Below are 11,560 nucleotides of genomic sequence, written 5' to 3' on the forward strand. Positions count from 1 at the left end.
CCCTCGCTGACCTTCAGGTACGCGCTCCAAGGACGCCCGGTGCGCGCGCGGGTCGTGACGTCGGCCCACCGGTGCTGCGGCGGCTGGACGTCCAACACCGGGCCGTCATGCCCGAACACCGCAGACGCAATCTCCGCGAACCGCGCCATCTGCCCGACCCCGACGTACGAGTCCGCCCCCGGCGCGAGACGCTGAAGCTCAGCGCCGAGCCGCTGGGAGAGGCACCCCGCGACGATCACCTTGCCGTCGCCCTTCTCCGCGACCGCCTTCCTAATCGCCTCGATCGACTCGCGCTTGGCCGATTCCAGGAACCCGCAGGTGTTGATCACCGTGATCTCGGCCTCAGCCGATCCATCCACGGAGTACCCCTTCTCGCGCAAGACGCCCGCGATCTCTTCGCTGTCGACCTCGTTCTTGGCGCAGCCAAGCGTGACGATCCGGACGTTCTTGGGCTTGTCGGCGGGCATGGCTGCATGAATTATGGCAGTGATCGCACAACGCTCCTTGAACCATCAGAGGCGGTTGGTACACTTATAGGCATGAAACCTAGAGGCATCGCGTTCAGAGCCGGCTACATAGCTTCAACCTTGCTGTTGGCGGGTATCGCAGTTGCCGATGAGTGGCGGTCGCCCACGAAAGAGCACCGGTCAGAAAGCCGGTTGTACGTCCTAAAGGTCAACAACGGCGCCAAGACCCTCACGCTTAAGCAGGACACAGGCAACGGCTTTGCCGTGAAGTGGAGCATCAAGTACCCGCAGAAACAGGCACCTGTTGTCGCATACATAACTGAAAATGGGCGGTACGTTGTCCTTCGCGACGTCTGGCACGGCGTCGGCTACGGTAAGTCGCTCGTCTTCATCGGGCCGGCCGGCAAGGTCCTGGAAACGTACGAGATCAAGGACTTTCTTGATCAAGAGGAGATTTTATACGCCCCTCATACCGTCAGCAGTTTGTGGTGGTCGATGGGGGGAACGTTTTTCTTTGACGACGCTCAGCGCAAGTTCCAGCTCATAACCGTTCGCGGGACGATCGTCTCGTTCGATCTGCAGTCCGGCGCTCAGGACGTCATGACCGTAGCGTTGAGAGGGGCCATTCAGAATGGGGTTCTGCCCGAAGCCCGCAGACTCCTCGCCAGCGACTCGCTAGAGTCGATTCAGAAGGGAATAGAACAGATCGCACGGCTGAAGGACCGGGAGTCTGTGCCAAGGCTCAAGGAACTGATGTACGATCCGGCCGACTTCGGCAAGGAGCGTGAACCGGGCCAGCCAGTTATGGCGTTCGATATGCAGCGTTCCGCAGGCAGCGCACTGTCGGTCATCCTAGGCGCAGACGCAGCTCCGGTCTTCGAGGTGAAAATCGCGAACGCCAACAGCCGAGCACAGTCGACGTGGATCGACCTCTTGGAAGAGATCGGAGCGGCCGGTGATAGCCGATCAGTCCTGGAAGTCGCTGAGGATGAGGGTAGCGGCAACAGAATTCAGGCCATCAAGGCGATTCTCGAAAACGGAGGCAACGCCGCGCTCCGAACCCATCCGGAATGGCTTTCCCATGTCGACGAAGATGTTAGATTCCGTGCTGTCAAGCTACTGCCTGTGTTCGGGGACTCGCGAGACTACGATCACCTGATGCAAGCCCTCGACGACGAGGATACGTCTGTCTCGATCTGGGCTCTTCGCGGGATCATCAATCTGGACCCGCCGGACTTAGTCGATGTTCTCAGTGAGATCGCTGAAGCAGAGAGCCATAACTGGTACGAGCTCGCTGTCATCGAACTGGCCAAGCACGGTGATTCAAAACACCAGGCTAGACTCGTCGAATGGATGAGTGCTTTAACAGGGGACAGAGAGGGGCGCAGTGGCCTCCCCTTCGGCCTCTTTGACGTAGAACTGATTTCTAAGGCCCTCGCTGAGAGTCAGCCACCAGGGGCTGCGGAAGCGCTCACGAAAGCCTCCTCGATCGAAGAACCGCTGATCAAGATTCCTGCCTTGGGCGGCCTCGCTGCGATGGGGGACGACGACGCACTGATCGAGCTGCGCCAACTCACAAGAGAAGGCAAAGCCCTTGACAGACGGCGCGCCATCAAGTGGATTGGGTACTGCAAAGACACTGGCTTTATCCCGGAGCTGACAGCCATGCTCGATGACAGGGAGCCTTGGATACGAGATGCCGCAAGAGCTGCGCTCGTCGAGCTCGGCGTGGCCGTCCCTAACCCTCCCAAGACCGCAACTATGTCACTCGCGGGCACCGAGAAGATCGCGCTCAATGCCAGCGAACCGACTGCATTGGAATCCGTGGCTAACTCTGGCGACGGCGCTGAACAGCCGGTCACGGCGATTCTCGCAGCGCTCGGCGTGCTCGCCGTCGGCGCGGCCGTTCTGTTGGTCCGACGCCGCTATCTTCGCTACCGGGCGTGACTGCGCGGACGCTTTCCGGGCTTGTCTGAAGGCATCGGCAGGTTCAAATTATGGCAGAGAGCGTCACTTGACCCAGAACAAGCTATTATCTAACGTTTATCACCTATAATATAGTCATATGGAACGTTTATTCGGGACAGGATCGCAGACGAAGGTGCTGGTCATGCTCGGGTTGCTCGAAAGCAGCTACCGGAGCGAACTGTCGCGCCTGACGGGCGTGTCGCCCACGGCAGTCTCCAGCCTGCTCGACCGGCTCGAGGAGGACGGAGTCATCGTTGCGGTGACCCAGGGGCGCAACAGGCTGGTTTCGATCAACCCGCGGTACAAGGCGCGCGCAGAGCTAGTCGCTCTGCTCAAGAAGTTAGGCATGCGAAGCCCGGAGATTCTCGAGGCCGCATCGCGCGCGCGCCGCAGACCGCGACGCAAGGGTAAGAAACTGTGGACGACGGACTAAGTGTGACGAGCAAAGACACCCTGACGGACGTGGCGTGCAAGGCCTGCTCGGCCCTCGCAGCCGTCGGCATCGAAGCCGTACTCTGCGGCGGTTCCGCCGCCAGAGTCGGCACAAGGGATTTCAACCCACTTTGCTTGCTATTTACAAGCATATGATTGTGTTATTGCATCGTATGTGGCATAATACCAATCAATATGGAGCAGATCCCTAGAAACAGGCAGAGCTTGTTTGGAACTCGGATCCAGACGGCGATTCTAATGATCATCGGGCTCTTAGGGGAGTCGTATCCTCGGGAGCTAACGCGACTGGCGGAGGCCAACATCAGCACGGTGTCAAGACACCTCGACAAGCTCGAGGCGCAAGGCATCACGGTGAGTCGGTACATCGGCAAAGAGAGGCGCGTCTCGCTCAATCCGAGGTTCGTGGCATTCAAGGAGCTGAAGGTCCTCATCCAACGGCTGTCGCTGGCAGAGCCCGAAATCATGAACGCCGTCAACTCGGTCAGGAGGCGGCCCAGGAGACGAGGCAAGGAGGTCTAGATGGGCATTTGCCCAACGACGTCTCTGCGCGAACTAGCGTTCATCGTATGCACGGCACTTGATCGAGCGGGCGCCACGGCCGTCCTGACTGGAGGTGGCGCTGCAACCGTTTACTCAGCGGAGGCTTATAGATCTCGCGATCTGGATTTCGTGCTTTCCTTTGGCGGCACGAGACCTGCGGAGCCGTTGACCGAACTTGGATTCACGCTAGACGGCTCAACGTACATACACCCAAATTCGCCGTTCACCCTCGATTTCCCTCCGGGACCACTCACAATTGGATCGGACGTAGTGACCGAATGGGACACCCTCGACGAAGACAACCGCATCCTGCACATCATCAAGCCGACTGATTCCGTTCTCGACAGGTTCGTAGCGTACGTGCACTGGAACGAGTTGGCAAGCTTAGAAATCGCCGCGAAAGTCGCTCTTGGAATTGGAGACAGGCTCGACTGGCAGCGGATCGAGCGATGGTGCGATGCAGAAGGCGCGAGCGACCTGATCGAAGATCTCAAGAGCTTGGTGACCCGACTGCGCAGACGCTAGTCCACATGGCGCTCGACGACGATCGTGAACTCCTTGGCTAGCCCCACGATCGCCGCTATGGCGATGAAGAACGGTGCCAGTGCTAGCCCGATCAGACCGACCGTCAACGAAAAGTTAAGCAGCTCCCGGCCGTCCTTCGCGCGTACGATGATCCGCCGGACGTTGCCCTCGCGCACGAGTTTCTTCAGCTCGTCGACCAGGTTGTCCGAGGACACCTTGAACTCCTCGGTCTTGACCTTCTTCTTGGATGTCGTCTTCTTGGCGTCGGCCATTGTAATCGCTACTACGCCGTTGACGCAGGCCAGGTTGAGCGCTAGAGCAATAGCCTAGGCCGCGTTAGGCGCTCAGCAAGGCGAATCTACCGATTCTGACGCGGATTGAGGCTGTGAATCTGAAGCGCGTTGGAAGCGTCAGTCGTTAGGATGTGGCGGCCGTCGCTGGTGAAGGCAACTAGCGAGTCGACGTACGCCTGGCCTGAAATGGTGGCCAGAGGCTGCAGTGTCTTGACGTCCCACAGAACGACGTGACCGTCGCTCGCGCTGCTTGCGCCGATCTTGCCGTTCGGCGCGATCGCGACGTTCAAAACCCAGTCGCTGTGCGCCTTGATAGCGCCTATTTTTGCTCGCTTCTTGATGTCCCACACGACGACGCGGCCATCACGGCAAGCTGTAAAGCAGAGAGTGCCAGCCTTGTTAATTGCGATCTCGTTTGCGCCTTCCCCGCCCCCGACCCGCAGGGTCGCCGCCAGGGTGAACCCTTTCGGCGCGTACAGGCGCATTCCTTCGAGCAGCGTGCCAGTCACGAGCCCGCCGGACGGGAGATACGCGATCCCGAAGAAGTTGGCTCCAACTCCCTTGATCGTGTTGGTCGGATGGCCGCCCGACGTGTTCCAGATCTTGATAACGTCGTCCTTGCCCACGCTGGCGAAGGTCTTTCCGTTTGGCGCGAAAGCGAACGCTTGAATCCCGCGCGTATGACCGCGATCACGCGAAAACTCGCGGATTTTCTTGCCGGTCTTCACGTCCCACAGCCAGATTCGGGCGGACTCGTCGCCAGTCAAGAGGAACTTGCCATCGCGGCTGAACGCGAGCGCGTACGGAGTCCGCGGATGCCCGTCCAAGGTGTGGATCGACGTCAGCTTGACGGCGTCCATGATCCGAACTCGATTGTCTTCGGAAGCGACGGCGAACACGGCGCCTTTAGGGCTCGCGGCTATCGCCGTGGTTCGAATGTGGGCGAAGGTCTTGACGCGCGTGACGGTGATGGCGGTCGGCGCGGAAGGGTTGACGATTGCTGCTAATACGATCGCTGTGGTGAGCATCCTACTCGTTTGGCTCCTGTGTGCCCGGACGTATGAAACGGGCTGACGTTTTCAAGTTTTCAGCCAATTACTTCTGAAATGGCGGAATCGTGAAGTCCTTGTCGGTGAAAGTACCGCCGAAATTCCACTTTGCCCTCCAGCGCATCGTCAGCCCCGTATCTTCCGGCCCCACGCTCACATGGATGGTCAGCGGCAGAAACGTTTCGCCGTGTATGATCACTTCGATCTCCGTCAGCGGCTCCCCAGAGCGCGTCGCCTCGATGCGGAAGAACGGCACTTCCCGGCCGTTCTGCTCTAATAATGCCTTGGTAACGACGACCTCGTAGCCAGCGACCTTGTTCTCCCATGCCTTCAGCAACGGGGCCCAGTGATCCTTGTTGTCTGAAAAGTGCTGAAACATCCGCCGAGGAAACTGCTCGGGCCAAGACAGGACTTCGGACTCGGATAGGCGCGGTGACCTGTTCGACGAACGGAACGTCGGCAGATCCGACCACACTCCGTCCTCAAGTCGAGCGCGGGTCGTCCCGTTACTGACGATCCAGTTCCGAGCTGTCATCCTCGGCATGTGGTAGTGGATGCTGAACGTTTGGGAGTCTTGGATCTTGACGTCCGACGTGCCGTTCAACGTGCCTCCACCTGGACGTTTGTCGGCGATGTCCGTAGCGGCCTCCCCCCAAGCCATGGTCAAGTTTCTCATCGCCTCGTCGATCTTGGCGCCCAGCTCGCTCGGTGAAATTTCGTCGTCCTGCCAGCCGGTCTCGTCGCTTAAGTCTAAGGAGCCATTCTTGGGCGCAACCTCACTTGGCCCTCCGTCCTGAGCGAGACCTGCACCAGCCATAGCAGGGTTCGGTCGACCCGGCCTTTCGCCAAGAACCGCCCCTTCGCCGCTTGTGCTTGCCGTAAACGGCGGCGGGTCGGGTTCGCGGTTGCAACTCGCGCCCAACAGGGCGATAGAGGCGACCAGGGCAAGCAACAAGCTCGTTTTCATCCTTTCTGTAGACGGGTTCAGCCGAAGATTCATTGGTCAGTTTCCTGTAATTGGCGCTGCCGCTACCGGAACAGCAGCGCGGTCATGATGTAGTTTACGACGTAAATCAGCACCATTGTAATCACGACGGTGCGAGTTGTGGCCTCGCCGACGCCGACGGCGCCCTTCGAGGTCCTCAGGCCTTGCTGGCACGCTACCAACGCAACGATGAGCCCAAATATTACCGTCTTCCACATGCCGTTCACGAAATCGGCGGGTTCGACCCACTGGCGTAGGGACTGCACGAACGTACCCGATGCTACGCCGCTGAGCTTCACGGAGACCAGATACCCGCCGTAAACCCCCGTGTAGATGCCGACCATGCACAGGATCGGCAGCATCGTGACGGCCGCCAGAACTCGCGGCAGGACAAGGTAGCTGACCGGCGGCACGTTGAGCGATCTGAGCGCGTCGATCTGCTCCGTCACGGCCATCGATCCGATCTGAGCCGCCATAGCCGAGCCGCACCGCGCAGCAACCATGATCCCGACAAGAACCGGGGCGATCTCCCGCGTCAGCGCCAGACCGATCGTCGCACCGGCCAGCTCAGACGCGCCGAACCCGACCAAGAAGTCTGCGCTGTAGAGCGCCAGGACCGCACCCGATGAGAATGTCGTCAACGCAACGATCGGAACGGAAGACACGCCGATGAAAGCCATCTGGTTCAACATCTCGCGCCACTCGAACGGACGGCTGAACAGTCGGCGGCACGTTTCGACGAAAAGGATGGAGGTCTCGCCGACGAACGTCAAGGACTCCATCACCGAGCTAGCGACCCAGTCGAACGGGTTGGGCAACCTTGGCTGAGCTGGCTGCGGCGACGCCATCAGGCCGATATTACCAGCCGCTCCGCGCTATACTTCCTTGACGTGCCACGCGCCGTTCGTGACCGACGAACACAGTTCCCTTGGTGGCCCCTCATACTGCTTTTGGTGACTGTGTACCTGTTCTGGATACTGCCGCATCAGCTCGGCGATAGACCAGTGGACGTGCGCTTTGATCAGGGCGGAACAGACGAATGAAAGTCGGGGTTATCGGGTTCTCTCTATCAGGCAAATCGACCCTGTACCGGGCTGCGGCCCGCGGTCAGGCGAAGGGCGACGTCACGGCGGTGCCGGTTCCCGATCCTCGCTTTGATCAGATCGTCGCACAGGTGCAACCGAAGAAGGCGACCCCGGCCTCGATCATCTTGCACGACGACGTACCGGCGATCGAAGCAGGCTCCCGCAAAATGCTTTCGCAGAGGTTTCTGGATCAGGCGCGCAACGTCGACGTGCTGCTGCACGTCGTCCGCGCGTTCGATTCTCTCGTTGCGCCGTACCACGACAGCGTAGACCCCATACGCGACATGGAAACGGTCGACGTGGAGCTCGTGCTGAGCGACCTGGCTATCATGGAAACGCGGCTGGAGCGGCTGAACAAGATGCAGCAAAGCAGGCAGCCGGGATCGCCCGAGTACACCGAGCAGGCACTGTTCAGCCGATTGAAGCCCGCGCTGGAGAACGGCACGCCGCTCCGCGACCAAGAGCTGAGCGAAGAAGAGGCCAAGACTTGCCGCAACTACCAGTTTCTGAGCGCCAAAGAGATCGTGGTCGCGTTCAATATCGATGAGGACAGCACCGTAGACGGTCGCGCCGATCTGAACGACAGGGTTGTCGAACTGCGAGAGAAAGGCACGCAGGCGTTCCAGGTCTGTGCGACGATCGAAGAGGAGATCGCACAGCTTGCGCCAGAGGATCAGCCAGAGTTTCTTGAGAGCCTGGGCTTGAGCGAACCCGCCAGCGCCAAAGTCGTCCGCGCGATCTACGACGCGCTCGGGCTGATTACGTTCTTTACGATCGGCGACCACGAGACCAGGGCGTGGCCGCTGCACGAAGGGTCGAGCGCAGTAAAGGCCGCACACACCATCCATTCGGACATCGCCAGAGGCTTCATTCGGGCCGAGGTCGTCCACTTCGATCAGTACGTCGAGGCGGGTTCGGTGGACGCCGCGAACAAGTCCGGCAGGATGAAGCTCGAAGGGAAGGAGTACGTCGTTCAGGACGGCGACCTGCTGCGCATTCGGAATAAGACGTAGCTGTTCGGTATAACCTGGGCGATGTCGGAACTGCGGTACCACCCGTTCCTCGATCAGTGGGTCATCACGGCGACCCACCGGCAGGACCGCACGTACAACCCGCCGGACGACTACTGCCCGCTCTGCCCTACCGAACCTGGCGGCTTCCCCACTGAGATTCCTCAAGAGGACTACGACATTGCGGTGTTCGAGAACAAGTTCCCGTCGCTGAAGCCCGAGCCTGACGCGCCTGCGATCGAGGGGACGATCCTCACGCCCGTCATTCCCGGCGGCGGGGCGTGCGAAGTGGTGTGCTACTCCTCACGCCACGACGCGACGTTCGCCACGCTCCCGCCCGGACAGATCAGGAAGCTAACGCGCGTCTGGAAACACCGGTACGAAGAGCTGTGCGAGCGGGACGAAGTCCAGTACGTGTTCATCTTCGAGAACAAGGGGACCGAGATCGGCGTCACCCTGAGCCACCCGCATGGGCAGATTTACGCGTACCCGTTCATCCCGCCGGTCATCAGGATCGAGCTTGAGCGAGAGAAGCTGCACTACCATGAGAAAGGGCGGCCGCTGATGCAGGACTGGCTCGCGCAGGAGAGGGAGGACGGGCTGCGGATCGTCTGTGAGAACGAGCGGTTCGTGTGCGTCGTGCCGTTTTTCGCGCGGTATCCGTTCGAAACGTACGTGACGACTAACGAGCACGTCCGGAGCCTCGCGGAGATGGACAACGATACGCTGGACGATCTCGCTTCGATCCTGCAAGAAGTGACGAGGCGGTTCGACGCCCTGTTCGGGTTCTCAATGCCGTACATCATGGCGATGCACCAAGAGCCCGCAGTTCGGGGGTACGAGTTCAACTGGTTCCACGTCGAGTTCTATCCGCCTTATCGCACCGCCGAGAAGCTGAAGTATCTGGCTGGGAGCGAGGCCGGGGCCGGGGCGTTCATCAACGACACGCTGCCGGAAGAGTCGGCAGCGCTGTTGCGGGACGTTCGGGTTGGTTCGGGTTAGTTCGGGCTTGTTCGGGTTAGTTCGGGCTTGTTCGGGCTTGTTCGGGCTTGTTCGGGTTAGTTCGGGTTGGTTCGGGTTGGTTCGGAGTTGTATGGGAGTGCGCGGTCCTTCGTCAGGCTCAGGAGACCGCGCTTTGCGTTCGCGCGGCTTGACGCGCGCTCGATTTGATCCGGATTGGTTCGAATGCAGCCACGGATGCGGGAGGCCTGGTCCGAAATGTAGCCGCATGCTTCAGCTTGCGCGCTACGCCACTGACTTCCAGCTGCAAACACTCGCCAATACGTCCGGACGAAACCTAAAGGATGCGACTACAGAACGCTCAGGCGTTCGACCGTTCGAGTCACTTGACTGGTGACTAATCCCAATCGCCGCGCAACAGCTGGAAAACGCGGTGGCCTTCGTCGCCGCGAGTCATCATGCCGGCCTCGAGCTTCACATCGCTGAGCGTCTCACCGGCGTCTGCGCCGGTTGCCTCCACAGCTCCTTCTATCAGTGCCTCGCACTTCGAGATCGCGTCATCGACTGAGACGCCTGTCCAGGTCTCGGAACCTATCTTCTCCTGCAAGTACTTGCCGGCTGCTGAAGACCCTGCCAAGTAACAGCTCTCGCGCTTCTTGTCGAAGTCGCCGTCGTAGTTAATGGCGTGGTATCGGTCGTCGGCGGGCGAGGGACCGACCTGCATGAACATGGAAAGCGCTATCACCGGCGGACTGGAGAAGTCTGCGAACGCCCTCTTGACCGGCTCGCTCACAGCGGTCACGACGCGCTGGATCGTCACGTCGTCTTCACTGCGCTGGAAACCCTGCTGGTGAGTGAAGTCGATCGCCGCGACGCGGATCGACTCGATGTCTGACTGCTGGCCCAGCGCGGCGAACATCAGCCGGTCGTACACCTCGAAGATCTTGCGCGACTGGCGACAGTACGTGACGGCGAGAACCCCCACATCGAGCGAGATCGCAACAACTGGAATACCGGTCGATAGACGCGATTCCACGTACTCGGCGCGATGCCCGATGCCCTCTTGCCAATCGTACGGCGTCAGCATACGCCTGCTGTTATACTCCAGACTCGTCGTCGATGAGAGTCCAGCGATCCGTCTGCTTGACGGAAGTCTTCCCCTTCAACAGAGACTCGACCGCGACCCCTTCCAACTCGTGGACGATCGCCTTCTTGTCCCAAACGGTGAAGTAGCCGTAGCCTCCTCTCGCCAGGCTCATCGGCAACGCGACCTTATACTTCCGGCTTAGGTCCAGCGGAGATCCGCCCACCTTAATAGAAACGACTCGCTTTGCAGGGTCCAGCTCTCGCTTGAACCGAACCTCGACGCCGGACAAGTACAGGAACGCGTCGTTCGCCGAGGGGTACAGCGAAATCGACCGGTCGAGCGCGGCCTTGATCTGCTTTCCGCTGAGCTCTGACACGACGAGGATATCGCCCGGGATGTCCACCATTCGGCTGAGGTCAGATCCGCTGAAATCGTCGCGGATGATGCCGGCTGGCCAAAACGCTATGTCCGCGCCTGCGGCGTCGCGCATGATGTCAGCCGCAGACTGCGCCGCAACGTACGAGCGATCAGCCGACCGTTGCGGTGAAGCAAGAGTCAGCGTGAGCGCGCCGCAAAGGGCAAAAGTCCAAATTCGGGGTGTCAGCAAATCTGTGGTCCAATAACTACGACAGGTAGCGGGCTAGGTTCGTTACTACAATATATTGATGTTTCTACACTTTCTGGCGTCCGCTGGGGCTTCCGACAGACCTAAAAGTCCGTTTCAACGCCCATCGAGCGGGCTGTGCCGGCGATCACCTTGAGCGCCGCCTCTTCGTCGTTGGCGTTCAAATCAGGCATTTTGATCTTGACGATCTCCAGCGCCTTCTCCCTTGTCAACTTGACTTCAATGATTTCCGTTCCAGGATTGCTGGACGCCTTAGCAATCCCCAGGACCTTCTTGATCATGTCCGTCGTCAGCGGCTCCTTGACCACGAACGAGTACGAGCGGTCCTCATAGACGTTGATCGAGACCGGGACCGTGTAGCCCATCTGCTTGGCGGTCATCTCGTTGAACTTCTTCAGGAACTCCATCATGTTGATGCCGGCCTGACCGAGTGCCGGCCCAACCGGGGGCGCCGGCGTCCCCTTGCCTGCTGGTATGTTCAGCCTGACTACAGATGCGACCTTTTTTGCCATC

The 11,560-nt window shown here is 59.9% G+C and carries 14 protein-coding genes; 6 read left to right on the forward strand and 8 right to left on the reverse strand.

All coding sequences use genetic code 11. The annotated features are described in order from the left end of the window. The coding region (locus tag IH944_09495; protein ID MCH7904784.1) for a 30S ribosomal protein S12 methylthiotransferase RimO at positions 1 to 467 on the reverse strand (467 nt) is incomplete at its 3' end. Positions 468 to 539: 72 nt separating this feature from the next. Here IH944_09495 and IH944_09500 point away from each other — a divergent pair. The 4 genes from IH944_09500 (at position 540) to IH944_09515 (ending at position 3,953) form a co-directional block, all read left to right on the forward strand. After that, positions 540 to 2,414, forward strand: coding sequence for a hypothetical protein (locus IH944_09500; protein MCH7904785.1), 1,875 nt, complete (start codon positions 540 to 542; stop codon positions 2,412 to 2,414). A 118-nt stretch (positions 2,415 to 2,532) separates the two neighbouring features. Continuing rightward, positions 2,533 to 2,868 (forward strand): winged helix-turn-helix transcriptional regulator, encoded by a 336-nt coding sequence (locus IH944_09505; GenBank protein MCH7904786.1) that lies wholly within the window; start codon positions 2,533 to 2,535, stop codon positions 2,866 to 2,868. A gap of 194 nt (positions 2,869 to 3,062) precedes the next feature. Further along, complete coding sequence (locus tag IH944_09510) at positions 3,063 to 3,407, forward strand: winged helix-turn-helix transcriptional regulator (protein MCH7904787.1); 345 nt, start codon at positions 3,063 to 3,065, stop codon at positions 3,405 to 3,407. After that, entirely contained in the window at positions 3,408 to 3,953 is a 546-nt protein-coding gene (locus IH944_09515; GenBank protein ID MCH7904788.1) for a hypothetical protein, read from the forward strand. On the opposite strand, the gene IH944_09520 is transcribed toward IH944_09515, so the two are convergent. From IH944_09520 to IH944_09535, 4 genes are all read right to left on the reverse strand, one after another. Next, the gene (locus IH944_09520; protein MCH7904789.1) at positions 3,950 to 4,225 is read right to left on the reverse strand and encodes a DUF4342 domain-containing protein; all 276 of its coding nucleotides are present in this window, start codon (positions 4,223 to 4,225) and stop codon (positions 3,950 to 3,952) included. The two genes, IH944_09515 and IH944_09520, sit on opposite strands and share 4 nt — an antisense overlap. Before the next feature lie 86 nt (positions 4,226 to 4,311). Next, positions 4,312 to 5,274 carry a WD40 repeat domain-containing protein gene (locus IH944_09525; protein ID MCH7904790.1) on the reverse strand — a complete coding sequence of 321 codons (963 nt, stop codon included), beginning with the start codon at positions 5,272 to 5,274 and terminating at the stop codon, positions 4,312 to 4,314. A gap of 67 nt (positions 5,275 to 5,341) precedes the next feature. Beyond that, positions 5,342 to 6,295, reverse strand: a complete 954-nt coding sequence (locus IH944_09530) for a hypothetical protein (protein MCH7904791.1) — start codon at positions 6,293 to 6,295, stop codon at positions 5,342 to 5,344. 29 nt (positions 6,296 to 6,324) lie between these two features. Beyond that, the gene (locus IH944_09535) at positions 6,325 to 7,128 is read right to left on the reverse strand and encodes an ABC transporter permease (GenBank protein MCH7904792.1); all 804 of its coding nucleotides are present in this window, start codon (positions 7,126 to 7,128) and stop codon (positions 6,325 to 6,327) included. 191 nt (positions 7,129 to 7,319) lie between these two features. Here IH944_09535 and ychF point away from each other — a divergent pair, with 191 nt between their 5' ends. Next, positions 7,320 to 8,378, forward strand: a complete 1,059-nt coding sequence (gene ychF, locus IH944_09540) for a redox-regulated ATPase YchF (GenBank protein ID MCH7904793.1) — start codon at positions 7,320 to 7,322, stop codon at positions 8,376 to 8,378. A 21-nt stretch (positions 8,379 to 8,399) separates the two neighbouring features. Next, positions 8,400 to 9,377 (forward strand): galactose-1-phosphate uridylyltransferase, encoded by a 978-nt coding sequence (galT, locus tag IH944_09545; GenBank protein ID MCH7904794.1) that lies wholly within the window; start codon positions 8,400 to 8,402, stop codon positions 9,375 to 9,377. A 355-nt stretch (positions 9,378 to 9,732) separates the two neighbouring features. Here galT and IH944_09550 read toward each other — a convergent pair whose 3' ends face one another. From IH944_09550 to rplK, 3 genes are all read right to left on the reverse strand, one after another. Then, entirely contained in the window at positions 9,733 to 10,422 is a 690-nt protein-coding gene (locus tag IH944_09550; protein MCH7904795.1) for a hypothetical protein, read from the reverse strand. A 10-nt stretch (positions 10,423 to 10,432) separates the two neighbouring features. Continuing rightward, the gene (locus IH944_09555) at positions 10,433 to 11,029 is read right to left on the reverse strand and encodes a 5'-nucleotidase C-terminal domain-containing protein (protein ID MCH7904796.1); all 597 of its coding nucleotides are present in this window, start codon (positions 11,027 to 11,029) and stop codon (positions 10,433 to 10,435) included. Positions 11,030 to 11,130: 101 nt separating this feature from the next. Next, a complete protein-coding gene (gene rplK, locus IH944_09560; GenBank protein ID MCH7904797.1) occupies positions 11,131 to 11,559 on the reverse strand; it encodes a 50S ribosomal protein L11 in 429 nt (142 codons plus the stop codon). Position 11,560 lies beyond the last annotated feature (1 nt).

This window comes from Armatimonadota bacterium, assembly GCA_022563855.1.
Classification (GTDB): Bacteria; Armatimonadota; Fimbriimonadia; order Fimbriimonadales; family Fimbriimonadaceae; genus JADFMN01.